Below are 24,875 nucleotides of genomic sequence, written 5' to 3' on the forward strand. Positions count from 1 at the left end.
GCCTTTCCTCAGAATCGCAGCGGCGTCGCCTGCACCACCAGCGGCAGCGCCCGCACCGCGGCCAGCACCGGCTCCGGGATCGGCCCGTCCAGGCTCACCAGGCAGATCGCGTCGCCGCCCTGCGCTGCGCGGCCCAGGTGGAAGGTGGCGATGTTGATGCCGGCATTGGCCAGCACCATCCCGAACCGGCCGATGAAGCCCGGCTTGTCCTCGTTCGTCACGTAGAGCATGTCGGGCGCGAAGTCGGCCTCGACCGCGATGCCCTTGATCTCCACCAGCCGCGGCCGGCTGTCGCCGACCAGCGTGCCGGCGATGCTCTTCTCCGCCCGGTCGGTGACGATGGTGACGCGCAGCAGGGAGGCATAGTCGCCGCGGCGCTCGTGCACCGTCTCGGCGACCTCGATCCCCCGCTCCTTCGCCACCACCGGGGCGTTGACCATGTTCACCGCGCCCATCAGCGGCGCGAGCACGCCGGCGAGTGCCGCGGCGGTCAGCGGCCGGCGGTTCAGCTCGGCGACATGGCCCTCGTACTCGACGCGGATCGCCTTGATCTCGGCCCCCTGCACCGCGGTCAGCTGCCCGGCCATGCCGCCCAGCAGCTGGGCCAGCGCCATGTAGGGCTTGAGGCGCGGCGCCTCCTCCGCGGTGACCGAGGGCATGTTGATGGCGTTGGAGACCGCCCCCGTCAGCAGGTAGTCGGCCATCTGGTCGGCCACCTGCAGCGCCACGTTCTCCTGCGCCTCGGCGGTCGCGGCGCCCAGATGCGGGGTGCAGACGACGTTCTCGAGACCAAACAGCGGGCTCTCGGTCGCCGGCTCCGTCTCGAAGACATCGAGCGCGGCGCCGGCGACATGGCCCGACTTCAGCGCGTCATACAGCGCCGCCTCGTCCACCAGCCCGCCGCGGGCGCAGTTGATGATGCGCACGCCCTTCCGCAGCTTGGCGATGTTCTCGCGCGAGAGGATGTTGCGGGTCTGCTCGGTCAGCGGGGTGTGCAGGGTGACGAAGTCGGCCCGCTCCAGCAGCTCGTTCAACTCGACCTTCTCGACGCCAAGCTCGACCGCGCGCTGCGCCGACAGGAAGGGATCGAAGGCGACGACCTTCATGTGCAGCCCGACCGCGCGGTCGGCGACGATGGAGCCGATATTGCCGCAGCCGATCAGCCCGAGCGTCTTGCCGAACAGCTCGACGCCCATGAAGCGGTTCTTCTCCCACTTCCCGGCCTTGGTGGAGGCGGAGGCCTCCGGCAGCTGCCGGGCGAGGGCGAACATCATGGCGATGGCGTGTTCCGCCGTGGTGATGGCGTTGCCGTAGGGCGTGTTCATCACCACGACGCCGCGCGCGGTGGCGCTGGTGACGTCGACGTTGTCGACGCCGATGCCGGCGCGGCCGACGACCTTGAGGTTCGGCGCGGCCTCCATCAGCTCGCGCGTCACCTTCGACGCGCTGCGCACCGCCAGCCCGTCATAGGGGGCGATGATGGCGCGCAGCTCGGCCGGCGACAGGCCCGGCCGGAAGTCCACCTCGATGCCGCGCCGCTTGAAGATCTCGATCGCGGCGGGGGAGAGCTTGTCGGAGATGAGGACGCGCGGCATCAGGCGGCAACCTTGTTCTGCTCGGCCTCGACCTGGGCGAAGGCCCAGTCGATCCAGGGGAGGAGGGCGGCGATGTCGGCGGTCTCGACCGTGGCGCCGCCCCAGATGCGCAGGCCCGGGGGCGCGTCGCGGTAGTTGGCGGCATCCAGCGCGACGCCCTCCTTCTCCAGCAGGCCGGAGAGCTTCTTGGCCGCCGCCGCCTGGGCCTCGGCATCCAGCGCCTGGAACCAGGGTGCGACGATCCTCAGGCAGATCGAGGTGCAGGACCGCGTCGCCGGGTCTTCCGCAAGGAAGTCCACCCAGGGGGTCCTCGCCACCCAGGCCGCGACGGCGGCGAGGTTGCCCTCGGACCGCGCGACCAGGCCCTTCAGCCCGCCGACGCCTTCGGCCCACTTCAGGCCGTCGATCGCATCCTCGACCGCGAGCATCGAGGGCGTGTTGATCGTCTCGCCCTTGAAGATGCCCTCGTTGAGCTTGCCGCCCTTGGTCATGCGGAAGATCTTCGGCATCGGCCAGGCGGGCGTGTAGCTCTCGAGCCGGGCCACCGCGCGGGGGCTCAGCGCCAGCATGCCGTGCGCCGCCTCGCCGCCGAGGACCTTCTGCCAGGACCAGGTGACCACATCGAGCTTCTCGTAGGGCAGGTCCATGGCGAAGGCGGCGCTGGTCGCGTCGCAGATCACCAGGCCCTCGCGCTCGGTCGGGATGAAGTCGGCATCCGGCAGGCGGACGCCGCTGGTGGTGCCGTTCCAGACCATGACCAGGTCGCGCGTGCCGTCGAAGCCGGTCAGGTCGGGCAGCCGGCCATAGGGCGCGTCCAGGACGCGGGCATCCTTCAGCTTCAGCTGCTTCAGCACGTCGGTCGCCCAGTCCTTCGAGAAGGACTCCCAGGCGAGCACGTCGACGCCGCGGGCGCCGAGCAGCGACCACAGCGCCATCTCGACCGCGCCGGTGTCGGAGGCCGGGACGATGCCGAGCCGCCAGCCCTCGGGCAGGCCGAGGATGGCCTTGGAGCGCTCGATCACCTCGGCGAGGCGGGCCTTGGGCTCCTTGGCGCGGTGGCTGCGGCCGAGGAAGGCGCCCGAGAGCGCGTCCAGCGTCCAGCCGGGACGCTTGGCGCAGGGACCTGAGGAGAAACGGGGATTGCTCGGACGCAGGTCCGGCTTGGTGGCGATCGCCATGATGCGGCTCCCTTCCAGAAGCGAATGCGCCCCGGTGGGGGGGCGTGGCCCGGGGGGAGAGGTAGGACAGCCGGCGCGACGATGCAACGCCGGCGTGAGGTCAGCCGAACAGGGACAGCAGGCTGCCGCCGCCGCTGCCGGCCTGGGCCATGACGTAGCGCTGGGCGAGCGCCTGCACCTTCCGCGGGTCCTGCAGGTCGGCGACCTTCATGCGGGCCGAGATGGCCCTCGCCTGGGTCTCGACCGACTGCACCGCGATCTGCGCCGGCAGGCCGAGCGCCCCGGTCACCACCCGCCGCATCACCGCATTGCCGAGGATGCCGTAGACATCGGTCTTGGCCGCGGCGTTCTGGATGAAATAGAGCGCATCCGCCATGCCGGGATTCTGGACGTCCAGCCCCTGCTGGTACTGGTACTGGACATAGCCCTTGGTGAGATTGGCCAGCAGCGCCGGGTCGCGCAGCCCGGCCAGCCCCTTGGCCTTGAGGTCGAGCGTGGCGGCGGCGGCGGCGAAGCGGCTGTCGAGGCTGGCCAGAATCCCCTTGCCGTCCTTCGGGTCGGCCAGCAGCGCCCGCTGCACCAGCCCGGGATAGGCCGCCTGGTCGGCCAGGCCCATCGCCGGCAGCAGCACCGCCAGCACCCGCGGGTCCTGCAGCGCCGATTTCACGTCGCGCGCCTTGGCCACCGCCGTCTCGAACTGCTTGAGCGCGGTGATGGTGACCGGGTCCCTGCGCTCCGCCGCCACGCCCTTGGCCTCGGCGCCCTTCGCCTGGGCGGCCTTCAGCGCGACGATCGCCGAGGCGGCGTCACCGGCGGTGGTGCCGCCGGCCGACCCGCCGAACAGCGAGGCGACCAGCGAGGCGTTGAGCGAGAGCATGGGCCGGCGCAGCCTGGCACGCCCCGGGTGAAGCTGGGGTTAAGCCGGCCCTGGTGCCGGCGAAAGCCTGCCCTTCGGCATCAGGCGGCCTGCCTCGCCCGGTCTAAGGCTGCGGGGCGCCCGCCGCGGCCGCTCAATGCCAGGCGGAGCCACCGTCGACGCCGAGCGCCGAGCCGGTGACGTAGCTGGCCTCGGCGCTGGTCAGGTACAGCACGGCTCCGGCGACCTCCTCGGCGGTGCCGAAGCGGCCCAGCGCATAGCGGGCGAGGAAGGCGCGCTCCGCCGCCGCCGGGTCGGGCTGGGCGGCCATGGTCTGCTCGACCATCGGGGTCAGGATGGCGCCGGGGCAGACCGCGTTGACCCGGATGTTGTCAGGCGCCAGGTCGAGCGCCAGGCAGCGCGTCAGCATCAGCAGCCCGCCCTTCGAGGCGCCATAGGCACTGTAGTTCGGGCGGGGGATCAGCCCGGCGGCGGAGGCCAGGTTGACGATGCTGCCGCCGCCCGCCCGGCGCAGATGCGGCAGCGCGGCGTGGCAGACATGGAAGGGCCCGTCGAGGTTCACCGCCATCACCTCGCGCCAGAGCGCCGGCGTGGTCGCGGATGGGGCGGCGACGCGGCTGATGCCGGCGGCATTCACCACGGCGTCCAGCCCGCCGAGGGCCGCGGCCGCGGCATCGACCGCGGCGGCGACCGCCTCCGGGTCGGCGACGTCGACCGGGAGGCCGGGCACGCCAAGCTCGCCCGCGACCCGCGCCAGCGCCGCGGCGTCGCGGTCGAGCAGCGCGACCCTGGCGCCTTCGGCCAGGAAGCGCCGCGCGGTGGCGAGGCCGATGCCGGAGGCGGCGCCGGTGATCAGGGCATGGCGGTTGGCCAGTCGCATCGCGCGCCTCGCAATTGGAATGGCCGGCGCGAGGCCGGCCATGCTGGGATCGGGTACGGGGGGAGGGGCTCAGTCGTCCCGGTGGACGCGTTCCATGCGCTCGTGGCGCTCCTGCGCCTCGATCGACAGGGTGGCGATCGGGCGGGCCTCCAGCCGGCGCAGGCCGATCGGCTCGCCGGTCTCCTCGCAATAGCCGTAGGTGCCGTTCTCGATCCGCTCGATCGCCTGGTCGATCTTGGAGATCAGCTTGCGGGCGCGGTCGCGGGTGCGGAGCTCGAGGGCGCGGTCGGTCTCGACGCTGGCGCGGTCGGTCAGGTCGGCCTCCGCGATGCCGCCGATCGAGAGGCTGGCGAGGGTCTCGCCGGCCTCGCGCAGCAACTCCTGGCGCCAGCGCAGCAGCTTCTGGCGGAAATAGGCCTGCTGCTGGCCATTCATGAATTCTTCGTTTTCGGTCGGGCGGTAGTCGGGCGGTAGGGTGATGAGCATTGTCTGGACGACCCCATTCCGGCCGGGGCCCGGGCCTTGGCGCCCACCCCGAAGTTGGCCGGACCATACAGGTGGCCCACGGCGAAAGCCAAGGGGTTCCGCAGACGCAAATTGCTGATACTCGCGGCTTTTCACGGGATTGACACGGCAGCGTTCCAGCCGCGCCGGGCCAATTCCACCTTTGCGCGCAGGACCACGGCCTCAACCGCATCGCGCAGGAGTGGGTCCTCGCCAGCCTCTCCCATCTCCAACGCGGCGAGCCGGGCGAGTCCCTTCGTGTCGCTCCCGTCATGCAGCAGGTCGCGCTGCAATGCCTGCAACTCTTTCAGGATCGATTCGGCGCGGCGCCATGCCGCCTGGTCCCGCGCCGCCCGGTCGTCGCCTTCCTGCAGCGCCAGCAGGCCGAGCCCGACCGGCCCGGCGGCTGCGGTGGCGGCGGTCCCGGCCGGCGCCTCGGCCCCCGGCGGGGCGAGGGCGAAGCCGGGCCGGCCGCCGCCGGCCCGCCTGGGCCCGGCCACGCCGCCCGCCGCTATCCTGCCGACCTGCTGCATCCTGCCCTCCTGGCACCGATTTCTTCCGCCGCGCGGCAATCCCGGCCGCACGCCCCGGCAAGCCCTGCCGCTTTTGCGGCCCGCGGGGCTGGCATGCCGGGTGCAACCACCCCGCCGACCTGCGGGACGGAGTGCAGCGTGGCCACAATTGCTTTCGCAAGGGCGAAGAGCGCCTGGGCGCTGGCGGCCATGACGGCGCTCGCCGCCGTCCTGGCGGGCCTAACGCCGGCCGCGGCGCAGCCGGTGCGGATCAAGGACATCGCCGATGTCGAGGGCGTCCGCGACAACCAGCTGGTCGGCTATGGGCTGGTGGTCGGGCTGAACGGCACGGGGGACCGGCTGGCGACCTCGATCTTCACCCGGCAGACCCTGATCGGCATGCTGGAACGGCTCGGCGTCAACACCCGCGACAACGAGGCCAAGCTGGCGACCAAGAACGTCGCCGCGGTGATGGTCACCGCCAACCTGCCGGCCTTCGCCCGGCCCGGCAGCCGGATCGACATCGCGGTCTCGGCGCTGGGCGATGCCACCAACCTGCAGGGCGGCACCCTGCTGGTCACCCCGCTGCTGGGCGCGGACGGGGAGGTCTATGCGGTGGCGCAGGGGGCGGTCGCCACCGGCGCGGTCGCCGCCCGCGGGGCCGGGGCGAGCGTGATGCGCGGGGTGCCGACCAGCGCCCGCATAGCCTCGGGCGCCATCGTCGAGCGGGAGGTGCCCTATGCGCTGACCGGCCGGCCCAGCCTGCGCCTGGCGCTGCGCAACCCGGACCTGACCACGGCCCGGCGGATCGCCGCCGCGATCAACCGGGCGACCGGCGGCAGCCTGGCCGCGGCGACCGACCCGCGCACCGTGGCGCTGAACCTGGCCGGCCGCGACCCGATCGCCCTGCTGGGGGAGATCGAGCAATTGCGGGTCGAGCCCGACCAGGTCGCCCGGGTGGTGATCGAGGAGGCCAGCGGCACCATCGTCATGGGGGCCAACGTGCGGGTCTCCACCGTGGCGATCGCCCAGGGGAACCTCACCATCCGCATCACCGAGACGCCGCAGGTCAGCCAGCCCAACGCGCTGGCGAACGGCCAGACCGTGGTGGTGCCGCGCACCAACATCGAGGTGGACGACCAGGCCGAGCGGCGGGTCGGCGTGCTGGCCGGCGGCATCACCCTGCAGGAGCTGGTGCGCGGGCTGAACGCGCTCGGCGTCGGGCCGCGCGACCTGATCTCGATCCTGCAGGCGGTGAAGGCGGCCGGCGCGCTGCAGGCCGAGATGGAGCTGCGCTGATGACCGGCCCGCCGCGCCTTGATGGCGGCTTCGCCCGGCGGCGCCGGGCTACGCGGCAGGCCGGGATGGAGCTGCGCTGATGGACCGTCCGCTCACCGCCGCCGAGCGTGCCGCCGCGCCGGCCAGGCTGCGCCAGGCGGCGCAGGCCTTCGAATCCCAGGCCTTCGCCCAATTGCTGCAGCCGGTCTTCGCCAGCGCCGATCCCAGCCGCGGCCGCTTCGGCGGCGGCGCGGCGGAGGCGCAGTGGCGGCCCATGCTGGTCGATGCCGTGGCGAAGCAGGCGGTCCGCGCCGGCCATGGGCTCGGCCTGTCCGACGCCATCCTGCGGGCGCTGCTGCAACGCCAGGACGCCCCGCAACCCGAGGAACCCAGCCGATGACCCTGATGATGGATGCACTGATCGCCGCCGGGCAGCGGCTGGCCGAGGCGCTGCGGGCCGAGAACGAGGCGCTGGCGGCGCTCGACCTGCCGCGCGCCGCGGGCCTGTCCACCGCCAAGCTGCAGGCGACCGATGCCTTCGCCGCCGCCTATGCCGCGGCGGCGAAAACCGGGACCAGGGCGGAAGGCGCTGCACGGCATGACGCGGCGGCGCTGACGACGCGGCTGCAGAGCCTGGGCGAGGAGAACCGCCGCCTGTTGCAGCGGGCCATCGCCATCCAGTCGCAGGTGATCGAGACGATCGCCGGGGCGGCCCTGCCGCGGGCGGCGGCGCCGGGCTATGGCGCGGCGGGCCGGCCCGCCGCGCTGCGGCAGGCGCCGGCCCTGGCCATGGCGACGCGGGCCTGAAAAGGTCCCGGCGCGAGATCGTGGACACCCGCGCCCCAGGCGCAAGATCTGGACACCCGCGCCCCAGGCGCGAGGCGATGGAAGCCCGCGCCCGAAGACGCGGGCGGGCAGGGCGATCAGCCCTTCTTGACGACCAGGGACTTCACCTCGTCCATCGCCTCGGTGAAGCGCTTGTTGAGCAGGCCGAGCGCTTCCTGGTTCGACTTCTGGATCAGGTCGGCCACCTCCTTCATGTTGGCGACCGCCTTCTCGTAGGCGCCCTTCATCATCTCGGCCTGGCGGGTGGCCTTGGCCTGCGGGCTCTCCTGGCCGGAGAGCGCCTTCATCGCCTCGGTCATCTCGGTCATGGAGGACTGCAGGATCTCCATGTGGCGGCGGGCGACGGCCTGGGCGCCTTCGAGCGCGACGCGGTTGGCGGCCGAGAGCGCTTCCAGGTTGCGGCGCTGGGCGGAGGCCAGGGCCTCCACGTCCGGCATCCCGGGCATCCGGAACTCGGACAGCATCTTCATCAGATCGGTCTCAGGCTTGCTGCTGTTGTCAGACATGTCGTCCTCCACCCTGTGATTGGCCGCCGCAGACTAGGGGGCTCGCCAAGTCCGGTCAAAGATTATGCTGCACCGCAGCAAATTCAACCGTTGGACATGTCACCCGGATCGAGCCGAAGCGATCGCGCGACCTGCTCGGCGCGGTCCAGGGCGCGGTCCAGCGCCGCCATGGTCGCACCGAGATCGACCGAATCGTCCTCGACCCAGGCGCGGACGGTGGCCAGCCAGACCGCGGTGGTGCCCTGCACCCGCAGCGCACCGAAGACGCCGGCGGGGTCGATCTCCGCCGCCCGCAGCAGCCGGCCCATCGACCGCGGCAGGCCGGCGAGCAGGCACAGCGCCAAGGCAGGTTCGGTGCGCAACTCCTCGAGCAGCCGGACCAGGCCGGCGCGGTGCGGCTGCATGGCGTCGATCCGCCGCATCAGCACGTCGAAGACGCGGTCGCGCGGGGTGCCGCCCTGGCCGGGGACGGTGCCGGCGGCGACCGCGGCATCCATCGCCCGGCCGTGCAGGGCGAGCAGGTCGCGCGGCCCGTCCGGGCAGCGTGCGGCGATCTCCCCCCGCGGCAGGTGGCTGGCGGCGGCGAGGCGGCGGAGGGTGACGCCCTGGAAGCCATGCGCCGCGACCACCTGCCAGAAGCCGGCAAGCAGGCGGGTCTCGGTGTCGTCGATCGTGTCGCTCATGCTGTTCCAGGTTGGGGCGAGGGGGCGGTGCTGAAAGGGCCGGTCAGCCGCCGAGTTCGCGCGAGCGGTCGGTGGCGGCGGCGATCGCCTTGGACATCAAGGCCGGCCAGGCCTCCGGCTGCATCAGCACCGCCAGGGCGCGTTCCGTGGTGCCCTTCGGGCTGGTGACGTTCTTCCGCAGCTGCGCGCTGTCCTCCGGGCTGGCGGCGAGCAAAGCGCCGGACCCCGCGACGGTGGCGCGGGCCATGCGGCGGGCGAGGTCGGGCGGCAGGCCCTGCTCGATGGCGGCCGCCTCCATCACCTCGGCCAGCAGGAAGACATAGGCCGGGCCGCCGCCGGAGACGGCGGTGACCGGGTCGATCATCGCCTCGTCCTCCACCCAGGCGACCTCGCCGACCGAGGCCAGCAGCGTATCGGCCAGGGCCTTCTGGCCGGCGGTGACGCCGGGGCCGGGGCAGGCCACCGTGAAGCCCTGGCGGACGGCGGCCGGGGTGTTCGGCATGGCGCGGATGACGGCCGCGGCCGGGCCGAGCAGGGCGCGCATGCCGGCGACGTTGCGCCCGGCCATGATGGACACGAAGACGGTGTCCGGCCCGGCCAGATGGGCGAAGGCCGGCAGGGTCGCCGCGGCCTCCTGCGGCTTGATCGCCAGCACCACGGCGGCGGGGCGGAAGCCGGCGGGGATCTCGGCCGGCGACGCCACCACGGTGACGCGGCCGGCGAAGGCGGCGGCCGCCGCCGCATGGGGTTCCACCACCACGGCCTCGGCCAGGCCGCGTTCCAGCCAGCCGGCCAGCATGGCGCCGCCCATCTTGCCGCAGCCGACGAGGAGGAGGGGGGGGAGGGATGTCTCGGTCATGCGGGGAGGGTCGCGCGGGGAGCGCGCGGGTGCAAGCGCGGGGGGAGGGCAGGCGCGCAAGCCAGGGCCGGTGGACGGCCGCCGAACGAGAGGCTAGCACGCGCCCCCGGAGGATCCCCGACCCATGCCCACCTATCGCTCGCGCACCACCACCCATGGCCGCAACATGGCCGGCGCCCGCGGCCTCTGGCGCGCCACCGGCATGAAGGACGGGGATTTCGGCAAGCCGATCATCGCCATCGCCAATTCCTTCACCCAATTCGTCCCCGGCCATGTCCACCTGAAGGACCTCGGCCAGATGGTGGCCCGCGAGATCGAGGCCGCCGGCGGCGTGGCGAAGGAGTTCAACACCATCGCGGTCGACGACGGCATCGCCATGGGCCATGGCGGCATGCTGTACAGCCTGCCCTCGCGCGAGCTGATCGCCGACGCCGTCGAGTACATGGTCAACGCGCATTGCGCCGATGCGCTGGTCTGCATCTCCAACTGCGACAAGATCACGCCGGGCATGCTGATGGCCGCACTCCGGCTGAACATCCCCGTCGTCTTCGTCTCCGGCGGGCCGATGGAGGCCGGCAAGGTGGTGCACCGCGGGGTCAAGCGCGCGGTCGACCTGATCGACGCCATGATCGTCGCCGCCGACCCGACGGTGACGGACGCCGAGGTCGCGGCGATCGAGCGCTCCGCCTGCCCGACCTGCGGGTCGTGTTCGGGGATGTTCACCGCCAATTCGATGAACTGCCTGACCGAGGCGCTGGGCCTGGCGCTGCCGGGCAACGGCACCATCGTCGCCACGCACGCCGACCGCCGCGAGCTGTTCCTGGAAGCCGGCCGGCTGATCGTGCGGCTGGCCAAGCGGCACTACGAGGAGGACGACTTTTCCGTCCTGCCGCGGGCGATCGCCACCCGCGCCGCCTTCGAGAATGCGATGACCCTCGACATCGCCATGGGGGGGTCCACCAACACGGTGCTGCATCTGCTGGCGGCGGCGCATGAGGCCGAGGTCGACTTCACCATGGCCGATATCGACCGGCTGTCCCGCCGGGTGCCGGTGCTCTGCAAGGTGGCGCCCTCGGTCGCCAACGTGCATGTCGAGGACGTCCACCGCGCCGGCGGCATCATGGGGATCCTGGGCGAGCTGGACCGCGCCGGGCTGATCGACACCGGCCTGCCCTCCATCCATGCGGCGTCGCTGGCCGAGGCGCTGGCGCATTGGGACATCACGCGGACCAGGGACGCCGCGGTGCAGCGCTTCTTCTGCGCCGCCCCGGGCGGCATCCCGACCACCGAGGCCTTCAGCCAGGCCGAGCGCTGGGATGCGCCGGACGCCGACCGCGAGCGCGGCGTGATCCGCGGCGCGGCGCATGCCTTCTCGAAGGACGGCGGGCTGGCGGTGCTCTACGGCAACCTGGCCGAGGAGGGCTGCATCGTGAAGACGGCGGGGGTGGATGCCTCCATCCTGGCCTTCTCCGGCCCGGCCCGGGTGTTTGAGAGCCAGGACGATTCGGTCGAGGCCATCCTGGGCAAGAAGGTGCAGCCCGGCGACGTGGTGCTGGTGCGCTACGAGGGGCCGAAGGGCGGGCCGGGGATGCAGGAGATGCTGTATCCCACCAGCTACCTGAAGTCGGTCGGGCTGGGGAAGGCCTGCGCCCTGGTGACGGATGGGCGGTTCTCCGGTGGGTCCTCGGGGCTTTCGATCGGCCATCTCTCGCCGGAAGCGGCCGAGGGCGGGCTGGTCGGGCTGGTCGAGGACGGTGACCGGATCGAGATCGACATCCCCAACCGGACGATTCGCCTGGCGGTGGACGATGCGGTCCTGGCGCAGCGCCGGGTAGCGATGGAGGCGCGCGGCGCCGAGGCCTGGCAGCCGCTGGGCCGCAACCGCGTGGTGACGACGGCGCTGCAGGCCTATGCGGCGCTGACCACCAGCGCCGCGCGCGGCGCGGTGCGGGACGTGGGGCAGGTGCGGCGGCGGTAAGGACTGCGCCGGGGCTGCTCGGCCCCGGCGCAGAGGTCATTCGCCGGCTGGCTTGCCGCGCCCAGGCAGCCGCGGCGCCACGCCCATCAGCGCCAGCCAGGGCGCCCAGGCGGCCTCGACCACCTGGATCCAGGCCAGCATCGGGTGGGACGCCTCCATCAGCCGGCCCCAGGCCTCGAAGCCGGCCGGGGCGGTGACGCTGACCACCACCTGCTCGGCCCCGGTCCCGCCGGCGGCCCTTCGGTGGCGGATCTCCACCTCCAGCCCGCCCGGCAGCCGCCCGATCGCACGCATGTCCTCGGGCGCGTCGGCCATGGCGGGGCTTACGCCTCCCCCACGCAGTCCAGCATCGCCGCCTGCAGCGCATCGCCCGGCGCCTTGCCGCCCCACAGCACGAACTGGAAGGCGGGGAAGAAGCGCTCGCATTCGGTGATGGCGATGTCCACCATGTCCTCAAGCGATTCGGCCGAGGCGCTGGGCGCCCCGCGCAGCAGGACGGAATGGCGGAAGACCGGCACGCCGTCCTCCGACTCCAGGCCGAAATGGCCGATCCACAGCTTCTCGTTGGCGATGGCCAGCAGCTCGAAGAGCTTGGAGCGGGTCTCCGGCGGCACCTTCATGTCGAAGGCGCAGGAGAAGTGCATGGCGCTGATCTCCGGCGACCAGGAGAAGAACAGCCCGTAGTCGCACCACTTGCCCGGGGCCTCGGCCGCCATCTCGCCGTCGGAGCGGCGCTCGAAGGCCCATTCGTTGGAGGAGACGATCTGCTCGAGCACGTCGAGGGGGTTGGTCGCACGCTCGCGCTCGCGGGCCTGAAGACCTGACATCGCAGCACCTCCTCAGTCGGTGGAAAACCGGCGCGTCCGCGCTACCCATACCCCCATCCACCGAAATCTTGGGTGAATCGGGCAGCGCTGACCACCACCTGTAGACTACGCAGGTGCGAAACGCACCCGCAAGGGCGCCGGTTGCCGGCCCGGATCACAACGGGTTCCCGGCCGGTGACATATTGACGCGATGGGCAACCGACCGCGACCCGCCGCGGTCCGGCGGCCGGCCGTCAGACCCCGTCGGGGCTTGCTTCGGTCTTCACGGTCGGGGCGACCTCGGGCGGCAGCATGGTGTCCGCCGCGGGCGAGGGCTCGATCGCCGCCGTCGTGGCGAAGCTCGCCGCCGGGGCCGGCGGGGCCATCGCCGCCAGCTTCGCCTCCAGCGCCGCGACCCGGGCCTCCAGCCCCTCCTGCGCCTCGCGCGCCCGGCGGGCGAGCTCCATCGCCGCGTCCAAGTCCTCCCGCTTCACCAGGTCTAGCCGCTGCACCATGGCATCGACCTGGCTGCGCATCGCCGCCTCGGCCTCGCCGCGCACCCCGGCCAGGGCCGAGAAGGCACCGCCCGCCACGCCCGCCAGGTCGTCGAATAGCCCGCCGCGCTTGCGGCCGCCCGTCTCGCTCATCGCCATCTCCTCGTGCCGGACCTGCAAGGGCGTGCCCTTCCAGCCGGCGTGGTCGCGCCCTATACCCCGCGCCGTCGCGGCGCAACGCCGCCGGTTATGGGATTCCGCCATGTATCTGGTCACCGGAGGGGCCGGTTTCATCGGCTCCAACCTCGTCGCCGCGCTCGCGGCGCGCGGGGCGGAGGTGATGGTGATCGATCGCCTCGGCAGCGACGACAAGTGGCGCAACCTGGCCAAGCACGCCATCGCCGGCCTGCTGCCGCCGGAGGCGCTGTGGGATTTCTGGGCCACCCGGCCGCCGGTCACCGCCGTGCTGCACCTGGGGGCGATCAGCGCGACGACCGAGACCGACGGCGACCTGGTCGCCGCGACCAACCTGACCCTGCCCCTGCGCCTGTGGTCGGCCTGCGCCGAGCGGCAGGTGCCGTTCATCTACGCGTCCTCGGCGGCCACCTATGGCGACGGCGCCCAGGGCTTCGAGGACGATGCCAGCCCCGCCGCGCTGGCCGCGTTGCGGCCGCTCAACCTCTATGGCTGGTCGAAGCTGGCCTTCGACCGCCGCGTGGCGCAGATGCTGGCGCGCGGCGCGCCGCGGCCGCCGCAATGGGCGGGCCTGCGCTTCTTCAACGTCTATGGCCCGAACGAGCAGCACAAGGGCCGCATGGCCAGCGTGCTGCTGCACAAGTGGCGCCAGGTCATGGCCGGCGAGGCGGCGACGCTGTTCCGCTCCGACCGCGACGGCATCGCCGACGGCCACCAGCAGCGCGACTTCGTCCATGTGGACGACTGCGTCGCGGTGATGCTCTGGCTGCTGGACAACCCTGAGGCCTCCGGCCTCTTCAACGTCGGCTCCGGCCGTGCCCGGACCTTCCTCGACCTGGTGCGCGCGATGTTCGCCGCCATGGGCCGCGACCCCGATATCCGCTTCATCGACATGCCCGCCGACCTGCGCGGCAAGTACCAGTACTTCACCGAGGCGCCGCTGGACCGGCTGCGCGCCGCCGGCTTCAACGCCCAGTCGACGCCGCTGGAGGACGGGGTGCGCCGCACCGTGCAGGACTTCCTGGGCGCAGAGGATCCCTATCGCTGATGCTCCTCGCCATTCCCTTCCCGGTCATCGACCCGGTCCTGGTGCAGGTCGGGCCGTTTGCCATCCGCTGGTATGCGCTGGCCTACATCGCCGGCATCGTCGCCGGCTGGATGCTGGCGCGGCGGCTGGTGGCGCTGGCGCCGGTGGTGGCGACGCGGCAGCAGGTGGACGACTTCGTCACCTGGGCGACGCTCGGCATCATCATCGGCGGGCGGCTGGGCTACGTGCTGTTCTACCGGGCCGACCATTACCTGTTCCACCCGCTCGAGATCCTGATGGTCTGGCAGGGCGGGATGTCCTTCCATGGCGGCGCGCTCGGCGTCATCGCCGCCCTCGTGCTGTTCTGCCGGCAGCAGCGGATCGACCTGCTGGGCTTCGGCGACCGGATCACGGCGGTGATCCCGATCGGCCTCTGCCTCGGGCGGCTGGCCAATTTCATCAACGGCGAGCTCTGGGGCCGGGTGACGGACGCGCCCTGGGGCATGGTCTTCCCGACCGGCGGGCCGGAGCCGCGGCATCCCAGCCAGCTCTACCAGGCCGGGCTGGAAGGCGTGGCGCTGCTGGTCCTGCTGCAGGTGCTGGTGCACATCCCGTCCATCCGCGAACGCCGCGGCTTCGTCGCCGGCGCCTTCCTGGCCGGCTACGGCGTGGCGCGGTCGGTCGGCGAGATCTTCCGCCAGCCGGATGCCTTCCTCGGCTTCCTCTTCGCCGGGGCCACCATGGGGCAACTGCTCTCGGTGCCGATGATCCTGGCCGGCGCCTGGCTGATGCTGCGGGCCCGGCCGGCGCCGCGCGCGGCGGCGGCCTGAGCATGCCCGGACCGGAGCGGCTCGACCGCTTCATGGCCCGCGCCGTCGCCGCCTACTACGCGGGCCGCGACCCCTTCGGGCGGTGCGGCGACTTCACCACGGCGCCCGAGATCTCCCAGGCCTTCGGCGAATGCCTCGGCCTCTGGGCCGCGGTGACCTGGCAGCTCATGGGCGCGCCCGCCCGGGTGATCCTGGCCGAGCTCGGCCCCGGCCGCGGCACGCTGATGGCCGACGCGCTGCGGGCGGCGGAGATGGTCCCGGCTTTCCGCGCCGCGCTGCAGGTCCACCTGGTCGAGACCTCCCCCGGCCTGCGTGCCGCGCAGCAGCAACGGCTGGGCCTGGCGGTGGCGGGCTGGCACGACGACGCGGCGGGCCTGCCGGACGGCCCCGCGATCATCCTCGCCAACGAGTTCTTCGACGCCCTGCCGATCCGCCAGTTCCTCCGCCGCGACGGCGCCTGGCTCGAACGCCACGTGGCGGATGGCCGCTTCCTCGACCTGCCCGCCGAGGTTCCGCCGCCGCTGCCCGCCGAGGCCCCCGAAGGTGCCGTCGCCGAGCATGCCGAGGCCGGCATGGCGGTCGCCGCCGGCCTCGCCGCCCGCTGCCGCGATCAGGGCGGCGCGCTGCTCGCGCTCGACTACGGCCCGGCCGCCTTCGGCTTCGGCGACAGCCTGCAGGCGATGACGCGGCACGGGACCGCCGACCCGCTGGCCGAGCCCGGCACGGTCGATGTCACCGCCCATGTCCCCTTTGCCGCCCTGGCGGACGCCGGCCGCGCCGCCGGCGCCGCCGCGCATGGCCCGCTGCCGATGGGGCTTTTCCTCCAGCGCCTGGGCCTGTCTGCCCGCGCCGCCATCCTCGCCCGCGGCGCCATGGCGGCAGGCCGGCGGGACCAGGCCAGCCTGGCGCTGTCGGGCGCCGAGCGGCTGACCGCGCCGGAAGGGATGGGCCGCCTGTTCAAGGCGCTCTGCCTGTGCCATCCCGGCCTCCCCACCCCTCCGGGCTTCGAGACAGCATGACGGATGCCGAATACCTGGTCACGCCGGCGCTCGGCGCGCTGGCGGGCCTGCGCCACGGCTTCTTCACCCGCCGCGGCGGCGTGTCGGAAGGGCCCTGGGCGGCGCTCAACTGCTCGCTGTCGGGCCAGGACGACCGCGACCGCGTGCGGGAGAACCGCCGCCGGGTCGCCGGCGCGCTCGGCCTCGACCTGCCGGCGCTGCATGGGCTGACCCAGGTGCACGGCATCGCGGTCGCCGAGGTGGACGAGATCGGTTGGCCGGAAGGCCAGGGCCCGCGGGCCGATGCCATGGTCACCCGCCGCCCCGGCATCGCGCTGGGCGTCATCACCGCCGATTGCGCCCCGGTGCTGTTCGCCGACCCCGTGGCCGGCGTCATCGGCGCCGCCCATGCCGGCTGGCGCGGCGCGGTGGACGGGGTGCTGGAGGCGACGCTGGCAGCGATGGAGGCGATCGGCGCCGACCGCGTCCGCATCACCGCCGCGGTCGGCCCCTGCATCGCCCAGCCGAGCTACGAGGTCGGCGCCGACCTGCGCGACGCCGTGCTGGCTCGCGACGCCGCCGATGCCCGCCACTTCGCCGCCGGCCGGCGCGAGGGGCGCTGGCAGTTCGACCTGGCCGGCTATTGCGCCGCCCGCCTTGGCGCCGCCGGCACCGGGGTGGTGGAGACCGCCGCCACCGACACCCTGGCGAACGAGGACCGCTTCTTCAGCCACCGGCGACGGACGCTGGCCGGCGGCGGGCCGATCGGCCACCAGATCTCCGCCATCGCCATCGGGCCCTGAGCCGATGCCCTACCTGATCCAATTCATGGTGCTGACCCTGGTCATGATGCTGGTTGCCTGTGTCCTGCTCTGAGCGCCGGTCCGGTGGGCCGCAGCAAGGCCGGGGAGGACGTATCCTCCCCGGGCCCCTCCGCCATGTGTCTGGGTTGGCACCTGCCGCGCGGCGCTTGGGGGGCCATTGCCTTTTCCTCCCCCGGCTTGCCCTGGTGCTCGCGCTCGCCGGCTGCGTCGACCTGCCGCAGCCCTATCGCGGGCGGCCGGGCGGCCAGGCGCAGGTGCTCGCCATCCCGCTCGCCATCCGCATCGCCGTGCCGCCGCCGGAGCAGGCGCTGCTCGGCAATGCGCAGGCGACCGACTTCGCCGCCGCCCTGGTCGCCGCCCTGCAGACCGAGGACGTGCCGGTCATCGCCAGCGCCACGCCGCTGCCGCTCGACTGGCTGGTGGAGATCACCGCCGACCGCCAAGGGCAGGGCCGCGGCGAGACCGTCCGGCCGCGCTTCCGCCTGCTGGACGCCGACCGCAAGCCGCAGGCGACGACCGAGGGCAAGCCCATCCCGCTGGAGGACTGGGCCAATGCCGACCGCGCGCTGTTCGACCAGGTGGCGCGGGAGAACGGGCCGAAGCTGACCCAGCTGCTGCTGCAGGTCGAGGCGGCGCGGAAATCGACCGACCCGGCCTCGCTCACCGCCGGCCCGCCGCGGCTCTACATGCTCGGGGTCCTGGGCGCGCCGGGCGACGGCAATGCCTCGCTCGGGGCGCGGATGAAGGAACAGCTCGGCGGCCAGGGCTTCGTCGTGCAGGACAGCGCCGAGGGCGCCAGCTACGGCCTGCAGGCCGATGTCGCCGTGGTCCCCGCCGGCACCCGCGGGGTCGAGCGGGTCGAGATCATCTGGATCGTCAGCCGGCGCGACGGCGAGGAGCTCGGCCGCGTGGTGCAGATGAACGAGGTGCCGGCCGGCCGGCTCAACCGGCTCTGGGGCGACATCGCCTATGTCGCGGCGAACGAGGCGGCGGACGGGGTGAAGACCGTGGTCGCCAATGCGCTGCAGGCGCCGCCCGCCACCTCCGACGCGCCGAAGCCGACGGTGCCCGCGGTCGGCGGCGTGCCGGCCCCGCCGCCGGCGGCCACCCTCACCGCCCCGCCGGTGCTGCCGCCGCTGCGGTAGGCCGGGTCACTGGCCGATGCTGCGGACCGCATCGAAGCCGACCGAAAGCCCGCCCAGCACCAGCCTGAGGTCGCCGGCCGCGCTGCGTTCCGCCGCGGTGGCGCGCGCCAGCACCGTCGCGGCGAGGTCCTGCGGGTTGCCGTCCCCGTCGCGCCCGGCCACCGCGATGCGGTAGGCGCCGTCCGGCTGCCGCTGCCCGGCGGTGTTCCGGCCGTCCCAGGTCCAGTCGGCCGCAGCCGTGCCGAGCGTGACGTCGGCCTGCTTCAGCGTCCGCCCCGCCGCGTCCAGCACCGTCACCCGCGCCGTGGTCGCGCTGCCCGCGGCCGGCAGCCGCAGCGTGCCGATGCCGCCCTGGAGCGAGAGCCTGTCGCTGGCGACATCCATCACTTTGCCCATCAGCGGCGCCGCGGCGGTGAGCTGCGTCGCCTGCTGCAGCCCGATCAGCTTGTCGAGGTTGCCGTTCATGCTGATCTGCTGCTCGACCGAGGCGAATTGCACGAGCTGGTTGGTCATCTCCTGCGTGTCCATGGCCTTGGTCGGGTCCTGGTTCCTCAGCTGCGTCGTCAGCAGCGTGAGGAAGGTGTTGAAGTCGCCGCCGATCCCGGTGGAGGTCTTGCCCGCCGCGGTGGCGGTCCCGGTCGGCGTGGCACTGGTCACGGTGGTCATCGGGGTTCTCCGGTCAGACGGCGATGTCGAGCAGGGAAAGCGTCAGGCCGCGGCGCGTGGCGGGGGCCAGGGCCTCGGCCGGCGGGGCGCGGTGCCGGCCGCCGCCCTGGCGACGCGCGCCCGGCTCGCCGCCACCCGGGGCCTGGTCCTGGCCTGCGAGGTCGAAGCGCATCCCACCGTCCGCCACGGTGACGCCGGCCTGGCCGAGGGCGCGGTCGAGCTCCCGCGCGTCGCGCTGCAGCAGGGCCAGGGTCTCCGGCCGCTCGGCGAGGACCTGGATGGCGGCGGTGTCGCCGGCGGCATCGCGCTCGATGCGGATCTCGACCCGGCCGAGCTGCTCCGGCGCCAGCGTCACCGAGAGCCGCGGCGCCTGGCCGGGGCCTTGGGCCAGGGCGATGACGACCGGCGCGACCTGCTGGATCGGCGGCGCGGCCAGGCGTGGGGCAGGCGGTGCCGCGGCGGCCTCGGCCGGGGCCGCCGGGGCAGGGCCGGGCAGGCCGGGGAGCGCCGGGGCCGGGGCCGGGGCCGCGGGAGCTTCGGCCGCGGCCGTCCCGGCTGGGATCGGCCGGGATTCGACCGGGACCACGCCGGGATGCCGCGGGGTGGCGGTCGGCCTGTCCTGGGCCGGCGGCCCGGCCGGCACGGGATCGGGTGGGTTGGGGGCCAGGGTGGGCAATGCCGGGGCGTCTGCCAGGCGGTCGGGCGGCGGGCCGGGGCTGGGCCTCGCCGGGCGGGCCGGTAGCGTACCCGGTGCCGCTGGGAGGAGGGCGGCGACCTGCGGCGGCACGGGCGGCTCGGCCGGCGCGGCGGCGCCATCGGCCGGGGGCATGGCCGCCGTGGCCATGGGCGGCGATGCCGGCATCCGGCGGCCCGGGGTGACCGGCGGCCCGCTATGGCCATCCGGGGCCGGCCTGGCGATGCCGGCCGGCGCCCCGGCTGCGGCCGGCGGGGCGGGCGCAGCCGTCATCGGCGATGCCGGCGGCGCGGCCGCCCCGGCTGGCGGCAGCGCCGCGGATCGGCCTGGCGTCGGCGACGGGTCGGCTGCGGCAGGGATCGCGGCGGCATCGGGCGCGCTGCCCGGCCCCACCGCATCCCGGCCATCGCCGGCCGGGCACCCGGCGCCCTGGATCGCGCCGGCCAGGGCCGCGGCGTCGGCCGGCCGGCTGCCGGCGGCGGAGGCCTCGGCCGCGGCCGGGGCCTGGCCGCCTGGCAGGGTCACGGCGGCGGCCGGGTCGGGTGGCGTGACCGGCAAGGCCGCATCGGGAACGGCCGGGACGGGCACCGGGCCCGCCTCGGCCGGCGGCGCGTCCCCGGCCGCCGGGATCTCATCCGGGTTGTCCCCCGCCGGCGTCCCGGGCGCCGTCCGCGCCAGGGCCGCGGCGAAGCCGCCCGCCGGCGCCGCCGGGTCGCGCGCCGCGGCGGCACCGCGCTGGGCGGGAGGGGGGGGCGGCGCGGCGGCGGGCAGGGGGAATGCATCCATGCCGGCCCCGCTGCGAGCCGCGTTCCACCGCGGGCCAGGCGGAATCCGGCAGGCCCGGCCGGCCACCCGGCAAGCCCTGCCGCCCGCCCGGCAGGCCTCGCCGGACCGGCCCCGCCAGCGGCTGGCACGCCCGCTGCAACACCCCCGGCCAGGTCACCCTTCCTTGCCGGAGCTTCCCCGCATGTCCCTCTTCGGCGCGCTCACCGCCGCCATCAGCGGCCTCACCGCGCAGAGCAAGGCGCTCGGCGACATCTCGGACAACGTCGCGAACAGCCAGACCATCGGCTACAAGCGGGTGGACACGAATTTCGTCTCCTACATCACCCAGTCGAATGCCAACGTGAATGAGCCCGGCGCGGTCATCGCCCGGCCGGACTACACCAACGCCGTCCAGGGCACGATCGAGCAGGCGGAACAGCCGCTGGCCATGGCGATCGGCGGCCAGGGCTTCTTCAGCGTGGCGCTGGCCAAGGGCACCGCCAACGGCCTGCCGGTGTTCGACGAGCGGCAATTCTTCACCCGCGCCGGCGACGTCTCGCTCGACAAGGACGGCTACCTCGTCAACGGCGCCGGCTACTACCTGCAGGGCTGGCCGTCCGATGCCGCGGGCAACCCGGACCGTACCATCCTCAACCCGATCCGGCTGAACCAGCAGGTCTTCAACCCGGTCGCCACCACCAGGATCGACCTCGCCGCCAACCTGCCGGCGGATGCGACGACGACGCCGGTGACGACCCAGGCGCAGGTCTACGACACGCTCGGCCGGCTGCACACGGTGAACCTCAGCTTCACCAGCACCGGCACCAATGCCTGGACCATGGCGCTCAACGCGCCGGACGACGTCAATGCCGCGGCGCGCGGCACGGTCGGCCTGCGCTTCGGCGCCGACGCCACGCCGGCGGTCACCGACGGCACCATCGGCGGCTTCACCGGCACCACCGGCTCCGTCGGCCTGCCCTCGAGCAGCGCCACCGGCGACCCCGCGAACATCACCTTCACCGCCGATTTCGGCGAGGGCGCGCAGACCGTCACCCTCGCCCTCGGCCAGTTCGGCCTGGCGCAGGGGCTGACGCAGTATTCGGGTACCGAATTCTCGGTCCGCAACAACGCCCAGGACGGCGTCCCGCTCGGCGCCTATTCCAGCCTGTCGATCCGCGCCAACGGCGATGTCGCGGTGAACTACGACAACGGCCAGAGCCGGGTCATCGCCCGGGTCCCGCTGGTCGCCTTCAACGACCCCGAACAACTGCAACGGCTCGACGGCCAGGCCTTCATGCGCACGCCGGAAAGCGGCGAGGCGCGGGTCACCGATGCGGCCTCGAACGGCGTCGGCAAGCTGGTCACCGGCTCGATCGAACGCTCCAACGTCGACATCGCCACCGAATTCACCAAGCTGATCGTCGCCCAGCGCGCCTATTCCGCCAACACCAAGGTGGTGTCCGCGACGGATGAGCTGCTGCAGGACACGATCAACATGCGCCGCTGAGCCGGGACGGGGATAGGCCGCCATGAGCCTCGACGCCGCCCTGCTGATCGCCCGCAGCGGCCTGGGCGCGGTGCAGCGCGGCCTGGCGCAGGCCTCGCAGAACATCGCCAATGCCGACACGCCCGGCTACACGCGGAAGGCCGTGCCGCAGCAGGCGGTCACCGTCGGCGACAGCCCGGCCGGGCTGCGCACCGCGGATGCGGCGCGCGCCGTCGATGCCGCGCTGCTGGCGCGGCTCGATGCCAGCCGCGCCGGCAGCGCCGCCGCCGGGCTGCGGGAGGCGCTGCTCACCGGCATCGAGCAGGCGCATGGCGAGGCCGGCCACACCCTGGCGGACGGGCTGGCCGAGCTCCGCACCGGCTTCCTCGCGCTGCGCGCGGCCCCCGCCGATGCCGGCAAGCAGCAGGCCACGGCGGCGGCGGCGGAGACCTTGGCCCTGCGGCTGAACGGCGTGTCCCAGGCGATCGGCACGGCGCGGCAGCAGGCGCAGGACGGCATCGTCGCCGAGGTGAAGGCCGCCAACGCCGCGCTGCGCCAGGTCGCCGCGCTGACCCTGCAATTGAAGACCGGCGGCGAGGGCGATGCCGCGGCGCTGGAGGACCAGCGCGACGCCGCCATCGCCACCCTCGCCGAAAGCCTGGGCGTGCAGGCGGTGAAGCGCTCGGGCGGCGACCTGCTGCTGGTCGCCAAGGGCGGCATCATCCTGCCGCTCGACCCCGGCCGCGACCAGCTGGCCACCGCCGACGCCATGGTGCAGCCGGCCAGCCTGCATGGCGCCGGAGGCAGCCTGCCGGGGGTGACGCTGAACGGGCTCGACATCACCGGCTAGGTCGCCGGCGGCCGGCTGGGGGAGGCGATCGCGCTGCGCGACCGCACCTTGCCGCGCTACCAGGCCGAGGCCGACATGCTGGCCGGCCACCTCGCCGCCCGGCTGGACGCGGAGGGGCTGCGGCTGTTCACCGATGCGGACGGGACCAGCGTGCCGGACCCGGCGCAGCCCTATGCCGGCAGCGACCAGGTCGGCTTCGCCGGGCGGATCCGGGTGAACCCGGCGATCGCCGCCGACCCGGCCCGGCTGCGGGATGGCACCCGGGCGGTGGCGGGCGGCGCCGGCGGCCCCACCGCCTTCACCCCCAACCCGCCCGGCGGGCCGGCCGGATTTACCACCCTGCTCGACCGCGTGTTGGACCACGGCTTCGGCGCGGAGGCCGCGGCCGGCCAGCCCTGGCCCGGCATCGCCACTGCCGGGCTGGGGCCGGATGGCAGCCTGGCCTCCCCCTTCACCGCGCCGGCGACGCTGGAGGCCTATGCCGGTCGGGTCACCACGGCGCAGACCGGCGACCGTGCCGCGGCGACCGCCGCCAAGGACCAGGCGACGGCGCTGGGCACGGCGCTGCAGGCGCGGTTCGGGGCGCAATCCGGGGTCGACACCGACGCCGAGATGGCCGGCATCGTCGCGCTGCAGAACGCCTATGCCGCCAATGCCAAGGTGCTGGGGACGCTGCAGGCGCTGTTCGACACGCTGCTGGGGGCGGTGCGATGACCGGGATCAGCCTGCTCGGCCGGATGACCGGCGACAGCGCCGCGCTGCGGCTGCGGCTGGAGACGCTGACCCGGCAGGCCTCGACCGGGCGGCGGACCGACCAGGTCGGCGACCTGGCGGCGCAGTTGCCGCGCGCCCTGACCCTGCGGGGCGAGATCGGCCGGCGCGACGCCTATGCCGGCGCGATCGGCGAGGCGCTCGGCCGCGCCGCGGCCACGGGCACGGCGCTGCAGAGGCTGTCCGCCATCGCCCGCGAATTCGCCGACGGCGCGGCGATCAAGCTGGACCCGAACGACACCGCGTCGCTCCCGCTGGTCGCCGCGCGCGCCAGGGCGGCGATGGTCGAGGTCGGGCAGCTGCTGAACAGCCGGAGCGGCGGCGAATACCTGTTCGGCGGGTCGGATTTCGCCAACCCGCCGGTGCCGGACCCGGAGGGCCTGCCGGCCTCGGGCATGGCGACGCTGATCGCCGGCGCGGTGGCGACGCTCGGCGGCGGCAATGCCGCGGCGGTCGTGGCCGCGACCCGGGCGGCGGCGATGGACGACGGCGCGGGGGTGACGCCCTTCTCCGCCTTCCTGTCCGACCCGGCGACCGGGCTGGCCGAGCCGCGCCGCAGCGTGCCGGCGGGGGATGGCCAGGCGGTGGCCTATGGCATCGCCGCCAACCGCAACGGCGCCGCCGCCTCGGCCGGGGAGACCACCGGGTCCTGGGCGCGCGACCTGCTGCGCGGCCTGGCCAGCATCGCCTCGCTCGGCCCGGCCCAGGCCGGTTCGCCGGCCGATTTCCGGGCGCTGGCGGACGGCATCCGGCAGGGGCTGAAGAGCGCGGCGAACGGCCTGGCCGACGAGCAGGGCGCGCTCGGCCTGGTCGAGCAGCGGCTGCAGGCGGCACAGGACCGGCACGGCATCATCACCGACACGTTGAAGACCCAGCTTGCCGATATCGAGGAGATCGATCTTGCATCCACCCTCACGCGCCTTCAGGCGACCCGGACCGCGCTGGAGGCGAGCTACTCGGCGATGGGCAATCTCGGCAGTCTGACACTCGTTCGGTATCTCCCCTGATCGCCTGGCGGTTCAGGGACCGTTAAACGCAAGCTGCGAGGCTTCGTGGATTGCGCGTGCGGCGGCAAAAGGAAGATTCATGTCCACGCTGGTGCTCGAGTTACGCCAGGGCGATCTGATGGTGGTGAACGGGGCGCCGATCCGCTTCCGCAATCGCGCCCGCATCGAGCTGGCGGCCAAGGCGCGCTTCCTGTTCGGCAAGCAGATCATGGCGCCGGAGGCGGCAACGACGCCGGCCCGGCGGATCTATTTCGCCCTGCAGACCGCCTATATCGGCAACGACGAGGAGCGCCCGGGCGGCCTGGTCGCCGCGCGGTCGCTGATCGCCGAGTTCCAGGAGGCGACGACCTCGGCTTCGGCGCGGGAGATGCTGGGCCAGGCGCTGGGCTTCGCCGAAGCGGACGACTGCTACCAGGCGCTGAAGCTGACGCGCCGGGTGATGCGGCACGAGGAGGAGGTGCTCGGGCTGCCGCCGCTGGCGGCGCCGCGGGCGGAGGCCTGAGGCGCTGCAGCCAAGGCCAGGAGGTATCCCCTGTCCGGCCGGCGGCATTCCGACGGCCGTCCGGTCATGGTCCTGCCCGACGCGGCGGCGGTCGATCGCCATCAACGGCGCCGGTTGGT

The 24,875-nt window shown here is 73.8% G+C and carries 28 protein-coding genes; 14 read left to right on the top strand and 14 right to left on the bottom strand.

Annotation, left to right across the window (positions count from 1 at the left end; genetic code table 11):
* Positions 1–8: 8 nt before the first annotated feature.
* The 6 genes from serA to ACFQS7_RS02600 form a co-directional block, all read right to left on the bottom strand.
* Positions 9–1,595: a phosphoglycerate dehydrogenase gene (gene serA, locus ACFQS7_RS02575; protein ID WP_380065445.1), complete on the bottom strand. Its 1,587-nt coding sequence runs from the start codon at positions 1,593–1,595 to the stop codon at positions 9–11.
* On the bottom strand, positions 1,595–2,773 hold the full coding sequence (locus ACFQS7_RS02580) for a phosphoserine transaminase (protein ID WP_380065446.1): 1,179 nt from the start codon (positions 2,771–2,773) through the stop codon (positions 1,595–1,597). Before ACFQS7_RS02580 ends, serA begins: the two co-directional genes overlap by 1 nt.
* Before the next feature lie 100 nt (positions 2,774–2,873).
* Positions 2,874–3,650 (bottom strand): DUF1217 domain-containing protein, encoded by a 777-nt coding sequence (locus tag ACFQS7_RS02585; RefSeq protein ID WP_380065447.1) that lies wholly within the window; start codon positions 3,648–3,650, stop codon positions 2,874–2,876.
* Between the two features lie 133 nt (positions 3,651–3,783).
* On the bottom strand, positions 3,784–4,530 hold the full coding sequence (locus ACFQS7_RS02590) for an SDR family NAD(P)-dependent oxidoreductase (RefSeq protein ID WP_380065448.1): 747 nt from the start codon (positions 4,528–4,530) through the stop codon (positions 3,784–3,786).
* 69 nt (positions 4,531–4,599) lie between these two features.
* Positions 4,600–5,016 carry an RNA polymerase-binding protein DksA gene (gene dksA, locus ACFQS7_RS02595; RefSeq protein WP_380065449.1) on the bottom strand — a complete coding sequence of 139 codons (417 nt, stop codon included), beginning with the start codon at positions 5,014–5,016 and terminating at the stop codon, positions 4,600–4,602.
* Between the two features lie 131 nt (positions 5,017–5,147).
* A complete protein-coding gene (locus ACFQS7_RS02600) occupies positions 5,148–5,567 on the bottom strand; it encodes a flagellar assembly protein FliX (RefSeq protein ID WP_380065450.1) in 420 nt (139 codons plus the stop codon).
* Positions 5,568–5,756: 189 nt separating this feature from the next.
* On the opposite strand from ACFQS7_RS02600, the gene ACFQS7_RS02605 reads away from it, so the two are divergent.
* The 3 genes from ACFQS7_RS02605 to ACFQS7_RS02615 all read left to right on the top strand — a co-directional run bounded on the left by ACFQS7_RS02605 (position 5,757) and on the right by ACFQS7_RS02615 (position 7,631).
* Positions 5,757–6,845, top strand: coding sequence for a flagellar basal body P-ring protein FlgI (locus tag ACFQS7_RS02605; RefSeq protein ID WP_380066190.1), 1,089 nt, complete (start codon positions 5,757–5,759; stop codon positions 6,843–6,845).
* Positions 6,846–6,924: 79 nt separating this feature from the next.
* Complete coding sequence (locus ACFQS7_RS02610) at positions 6,925–7,224, top strand: rod-binding protein (protein WP_380065451.1); 300 nt, start codon at positions 6,925–6,927, stop codon at positions 7,222–7,224.
* Positions 7,221–7,631 (top strand): hypothetical protein, encoded by a 411-nt coding sequence (locus ACFQS7_RS02615; RefSeq protein WP_380065452.1) that lies wholly within the window; start codon positions 7,221–7,223, stop codon positions 7,629–7,631. The genes ACFQS7_RS02610 and ACFQS7_RS02615 overlap by 4 nt, the downstream gene beginning before the upstream one ends.
* A gap of 116 nt (positions 7,632–7,747) precedes the next feature.
* On the opposite strand, the gene ACFQS7_RS02620 is transcribed toward ACFQS7_RS02615, so the two are convergent.
* The 3 genes from ACFQS7_RS02620 to proC form a co-directional block, all read right to left on the bottom strand.
* Positions 7,748–8,176, bottom strand: coding sequence for a phasin family protein (locus tag ACFQS7_RS02620; protein ID WP_380065453.1), 429 nt, complete (start codon positions 8,174–8,176; stop codon positions 7,748–7,750).
* A gap of 83 nt (positions 8,177–8,259) precedes the next feature.
* The gene (locus ACFQS7_RS02625; RefSeq protein ID WP_380065454.1) at positions 8,260–8,859 is read right to left on the bottom strand and encodes a TetR family transcriptional regulator; all 600 of its coding nucleotides are present in this window, start codon (positions 8,857–8,859) and stop codon (positions 8,260–8,262) included.
* A gap of 43 nt (positions 8,860–8,902) precedes the next feature.
* Entirely contained in the window at positions 8,903–9,718 is an 816-nt protein-coding gene (gene proC / locus ACFQS7_RS02630; RefSeq protein ID WP_380065455.1) for a pyrroline-5-carboxylate reductase, read from the bottom strand.
* A gap of 124 nt (positions 9,719–9,842) precedes the next feature.
* Here proC and ilvD point away from each other — a divergent pair, with 124 nt between their 5' ends.
* Positions 9,843–11,696, top strand: coding sequence for a dihydroxy-acid dehydratase (gene ilvD / locus ACFQS7_RS02635; RefSeq protein WP_380065456.1), 1,854 nt, complete (start codon positions 9,843–9,845; stop codon positions 11,694–11,696).
* A 36-nt stretch (positions 11,697–11,732) separates the two neighbouring features.
* Here the strand turns inward: ilvD and ACFQS7_RS02640 are convergent, their stop codons facing one another.
* The 3 genes from ACFQS7_RS02640 to ACFQS7_RS02650 form a co-directional block, all read right to left on the bottom strand.
* Positions 11,733–12,011, bottom strand: a complete 279-nt coding sequence (locus ACFQS7_RS02640; protein ID WP_380065457.1) for a hypothetical protein — start codon at positions 12,009–12,011, stop codon at positions 11,733–11,735.
* Positions 12,012–12,019: 8 nt separating this feature from the next.
* Complete coding sequence (locus ACFQS7_RS02645; protein ID WP_380065458.1) at positions 12,020–12,523, bottom strand: YbjN domain-containing protein; 504 nt, start codon at positions 12,521–12,523, stop codon at positions 12,020–12,022.
* Positions 12,524–12,756: 233 nt separating this feature from the next.
* Complete coding sequence (locus ACFQS7_RS02650) at positions 12,757–13,260, bottom strand: accessory factor UbiK family protein (RefSeq protein WP_380065459.1); 504 nt, start codon at positions 13,258–13,260, stop codon at positions 12,757–12,759.
* Here ACFQS7_RS02650 and rfaD point away from each other — a divergent pair.
* The 5 genes from rfaD (at position 13,259) to ACFQS7_RS02675 (ending at position 18,015) form a co-directional block, all read left to right on the top strand.
* Positions 13,259–14,239 carry an ADP-glyceromanno-heptose 6-epimerase gene (gene rfaD, locus ACFQS7_RS02655; RefSeq protein ID WP_380065460.1) on the top strand — a complete coding sequence of 327 codons (981 nt, stop codon included), beginning with the start codon at positions 13,259–13,261 and terminating at the stop codon, positions 14,237–14,239. The genes ACFQS7_RS02650 and rfaD overlap by 2 nt on opposite strands.
* On the top strand, positions 14,239–15,048 hold the full coding sequence (lgt, locus tag ACFQS7_RS02660) for a prolipoprotein diacylglyceryl transferase (protein ID WP_380065461.1): 810 nt from the start codon (positions 14,239–14,241) through the stop codon (positions 15,046–15,048). The genes rfaD and lgt overlap by 1 nt, the downstream gene beginning before the upstream one ends.
* A gap of 2 nt (positions 15,049–15,050) precedes the next feature.
* Complete coding sequence (locus ACFQS7_RS02665; protein WP_380065462.1) at positions 15,051–16,067, top strand: class I SAM-dependent methyltransferase; 1,017 nt, start codon at positions 15,051–15,053, stop codon at positions 16,065–16,067.
* Positions 16,064–16,849 carry a peptidoglycan editing factor PgeF gene (gene pgeF / locus ACFQS7_RS02670; RefSeq protein WP_380065463.1) on the top strand — a complete coding sequence of 262 codons (786 nt, stop codon included), beginning with the start codon at positions 16,064–16,066 and terminating at the stop codon, positions 16,847–16,849. The genes ACFQS7_RS02665 and pgeF overlap by 4 nt, the downstream gene beginning before the upstream one ends.
* Positions 16,850–17,055: 206 nt before the next feature.
* Complete coding sequence (locus ACFQS7_RS02675; protein ID WP_380065464.1) at positions 17,056–18,015, top strand: hypothetical protein; 960 nt, start codon at positions 17,056–17,058, stop codon at positions 18,013–18,015.
* A 6-nt stretch (positions 18,016–18,021) separates the two neighbouring features.
* Here ACFQS7_RS02675 and ACFQS7_RS02680 read toward each other — a convergent pair whose 3' ends face one another.
* Together ACFQS7_RS02680 and ACFQS7_RS02685 are read right to left on the bottom strand one after the other, a co-directional pair.
* The gene (locus tag ACFQS7_RS02680) at positions 18,022–18,681 is read right to left on the bottom strand and encodes a flagellar hook capping FlgD N-terminal domain-containing protein (protein WP_380065465.1); all 660 of its coding nucleotides are present in this window, start codon (positions 18,679–18,681) and stop codon (positions 18,022–18,024) included.
* 13 nt (positions 18,682–18,694) lie between these two features.
* Entirely contained in the window at positions 18,695–20,161 is a 1,467-nt protein-coding gene (locus ACFQS7_RS02685; RefSeq protein ID WP_380065466.1) for a flagellar hook-length control protein FliK, read from the bottom strand.
* Between the two features lie 181 nt (positions 20,162–20,342).
* Here ACFQS7_RS02685 and flgE point away from each other — a divergent pair, with 181 nt between their 5' ends.
* From flgE to ACFQS7_RS02710, 5 genes are all read left to right on the top strand, one after another.
* The gene (gene flgE / locus ACFQS7_RS02690; RefSeq protein ID WP_380065467.1) at positions 20,343–21,647 is read left to right on the top strand and encodes a flagellar hook protein FlgE; all 1,305 of its coding nucleotides are present in this window, start codon (positions 20,343–20,345) and stop codon (positions 21,645–21,647) included.
* A gap of 22 nt (positions 21,648–21,669) precedes the next feature.
* Positions 21,670–22,476, top strand: a complete 807-nt coding sequence (locus tag ACFQS7_RS02695; protein WP_380065468.1) for a FlgK family flagellar hook-associated protein — start codon at positions 21,670–21,672, stop codon at positions 22,474–22,476.
* A 48-nt stretch (positions 22,477–22,524) separates the two neighbouring features.
* On the top strand, positions 22,525–23,190 hold the full coding sequence (locus tag ACFQS7_RS02700) for a flagellar basal body rod C-terminal domain-containing protein (RefSeq protein WP_380065469.1): 666 nt from the start codon (positions 22,525–22,527) through the stop codon (positions 23,188–23,190).
* Positions 23,187–24,254 carry a flagellin gene (locus ACFQS7_RS02705; RefSeq protein ID WP_380065470.1) on the top strand — a complete coding sequence of 356 codons (1,068 nt, stop codon included), beginning with the start codon at positions 23,187–23,189 and terminating at the stop codon, positions 24,252–24,254. The genes ACFQS7_RS02700 and ACFQS7_RS02705 overlap by 4 nt, the downstream gene beginning before the upstream one ends.
* 79 nt (positions 24,255–24,333) lie before the next feature.
* Positions 24,334–24,756: a flagellar biosynthesis repressor FlbT gene (locus ACFQS7_RS02710; RefSeq protein ID WP_380065471.1), complete on the top strand. Its 423-nt coding sequence runs from the start codon at positions 24,334–24,336 to the stop codon at positions 24,754–24,756.
* Positions 24,757–24,875: the final 119 nt, after the last annotated feature.

Source organism: Dankookia sp. GCM10030260, assembly GCF_042666655.1.
GTDB lineage: Bacteria > Pseudomonadota > Alphaproteobacteria > Acetobacterales > Acetobacteraceae > Paracraurococcus.

Coding starts and splice junctions, on each gene's coding strand:
- ACFQS7_RS02645 (WP_380065458.1), bottom strand. CDS start 12,523: ATGTCAGGTCTTCAGGCCCGCGAGCGCGAGCGTGCGACCAACCCCCTC.
- ACFQS7_RS02620 (WP_380065453.1), bottom strand. CDS start 8,176: ATGTCTGACAACAGCAGCAAGCCTGAGACCGATCTGATGAAGATGCTG.
- ACFQS7_RS02600 (WP_380065450.1), bottom strand. CDS start 5,567: ATGCAGCAGGTCGGCAGGATAGCGGCGGGCGGCGTGGCCGGGCCCAGG.
- lgt (WP_380065461.1), top strand. CDS start 14,239: ATGCTCCTCGCCATTCCCTTCCCGGTCATCGACCCGGTCCTGGTGCAG.
- dksA (WP_380065449.1), bottom strand. CDS start 5,016: ATGCTCATCACCCTACCGCCCGACTACCGCCCGACCGAAAACGAAGAA.
- ACFQS7_RS02705 (WP_380065470.1), top strand. CDS start 23,187: ATGACCGGGATCAGCCTGCTCGGCCGGATGACCGGCGACAGCGCCGCG.
- ACFQS7_RS02680 (WP_380065465.1), bottom strand. CDS start 18,681: ATGACCACCGTGACCAGTGCCACGCCGACCGGGACCGCCACCGCGGCG.
- serA (WP_380065445.1), bottom strand. CDS start 1,595: ATGCCGCGCGTCCTCATCTCCGACAAGCTCTCCCCCGCCGCGATCGAG.
- ACFQS7_RS02610 (WP_380065451.1), top strand. CDS start 6,925: ATGGACCGTCCGCTCACCGCCGCCGAGCGTGCCGCCGCGCCGGCCAGG.
- ACFQS7_RS02695 (WP_380065468.1), top strand. CDS start 21,670: ATGAGCCTCGACGCCGCCCTGCTGATCGCCCGCAGCGGCCTGGGCGCG.
- ACFQS7_RS02710 (WP_380065471.1), top strand. CDS start 24,334: ATGTCCACGCTGGTGCTCGAGTTACGCCAGGGCGATCTGATGGTGGTG.
- ACFQS7_RS02625 (WP_380065454.1), bottom strand. CDS start 8,859: ATGAGCGACACGATCGACGACACCGAGACCCGCCTGCTTGCCGGCTTC.
- ACFQS7_RS02580 (WP_380065446.1), bottom strand. CDS start 2,773: ATGGCGATCGCCACCAAGCCGGACCTGCGTCCGAGCAATCCCCGTTTC.
- ACFQS7_RS02665 (WP_380065462.1), top strand. CDS start 15,051: ATGCCCGGACCGGAGCGGCTCGACCGCTTCATGGCCCGCGCCGTCGCC.
- pgeF (WP_380065463.1), top strand. CDS start 16,064: ATGACGGATGCCGAATACCTGGTCACGCCGGCGCTCGGCGCGCTGGCG.
- flgE (WP_380065467.1), top strand. CDS start 20,343: ATGTCCCTCTTCGGCGCGCTCACCGCCGCCATCAGCGGCCTCACCGCG.
- ACFQS7_RS02650 (WP_380065459.1), bottom strand. CDS start 13,260: ATGGCGGAATCCCATAACCGGCGGCGTTGCGCCGCGACGGCGCGGGGT.
- rfaD (WP_380065460.1), top strand. CDS start 13,259: ATGTATCTGGTCACCGGAGGGGCCGGTTTCATCGGCTCCAACCTCGTC.
- ACFQS7_RS02585 (WP_380065447.1), bottom strand. CDS start 3,650: ATGCTCTCGCTCAACGCCTCGCTGGTCGCCTCGCTGTTCGGCGGGTCG.
- ACFQS7_RS02590 (WP_380065448.1), bottom strand. CDS start 4,530: ATGCGACTGGCCAACCGCCATGCCCTGATCACCGGCGCCGCCTCCGGC.
- ACFQS7_RS02640 (WP_380065457.1), bottom strand. CDS start 12,011: ATGGCCGACGCGCCCGAGGACATGCGTGCGATCGGGCGGCTGCCGGGC.
- ACFQS7_RS02615 (WP_380065452.1), top strand. CDS start 7,221: ATGACCCTGATGATGGATGCACTGATCGCCGCCGGGCAGCGGCTGGCC.
- ilvD (WP_380065456.1), top strand. CDS start 9,843: ATGCCCACCTATCGCTCGCGCACCACCACCCATGGCCGCAACATGGCC.
- ACFQS7_RS02605 (WP_380066190.1), top strand. CDS start 5,757: ATGACGGCGCTCGCCGCCGTCCTGGCGGGCCTAACGCCGGCCGCGGCG.
- ACFQS7_RS02685 (WP_380065466.1), bottom strand. CDS start 20,161: ATGGATGCATTCCCCCTGCCCGCCGCCGCGCCGCCCCCCCCTCCCGCC.
- proC (WP_380065455.1), bottom strand. CDS start 9,718: ATGACCGAGACATCCCTCCCCCCCCTCCTCCTCGTCGGCTGCGGCAAG.